This window comes from Streptomyces atratus (genome assembly GCF_014648655.1).
In the GTDB taxonomy this organism is placed as follows: Bacteria; Actinomycetota; Actinomycetes; order Streptomycetales; family Streptomycetaceae; genus Streptomyces; species Streptomyces atratus.
This window is the reverse complement of the sequence record NZ_BMRN01000209.1, coordinates 1-772: the sequence shown is the minus strand read 5'-3', so window position 1 is coordinate 772 and position 772 is coordinate 1. Positions and strand designations below refer to the sequence as shown.

At 67.6% G+C, this 772-nt stretch carries 1 pseudogene; it reads left to right on the top strand.

The features are described from left to right. Positions 1-69: 69 nt before the first annotated feature. Positions 70-772 (top strand): annotated as a pseudogene (locus IEZ15_RS46325) (IS3 family transposase); the annotation flags it as partial.

Genomic DNA, 772 nt, shown 5'->3' with positions numbered 1-772 from the left:
GGGCGTTTCCCCTTGATCGTGGACACCCTGATCATTGGATCGTGAAGATCCATAGGACAGGAGTTCCCGTTGGGGACATCGAAGTACTCGCCTGAGTTCCGGGCCGATGCCGTCGCGCTGTACCACGCCAGTCCGGGTGGGACGTATGCGTCGGTGGCCAAGGACGTGGGCGTCAACCACGAGACGCTGCGCACGTGGGTGCGGGACGCCGAGCAGGCCGCCCGGCCCGGGGCCGTGGAGGCCACCGCGATGGAGAAGGAGAACCGGCAGCTGCGGGCACGGGTGAAGGAACTCGAGCTTGAGCGGGAGATCCTGCGGAGGGCCGCGAAGTATTTTGCGGCGGAGACCAGCTGGTGAGCAGCCGCTTCCAGTTCGTCGACGATCACCGTGGCGCCTTCGGCGTCAAGCGGCTGTGCCGGATGCTGCATGTCTCGCGTTCCGGCTTCTACCGGTGGCTGGCCGGCGCGGACGCGCGGGCTGCCCGGGCCCAGGCAGATGCAGAGCTCGCCGAACGTATCGCTGAGATCCACCGGGAATCGGACGGCACCTACGGGGTCCCGCGCGTCACCGCCGAGCTGAAGGACGCCGGGAGGCGGGTCAATCACAAGCGCGTCGAGCGCGTCATGCGCACGTTCCGCATCGTCGGGCTGCACCTGCGCAAGAAGGTCCGCACCACCATTCCCGAGCCATCGGCGACGCCGGTGCCAGACCTGCTGCGGCGCGACTTCACCGCCCAGGCGCCGAACACCAAGTACGTGGGCGACATAACCTA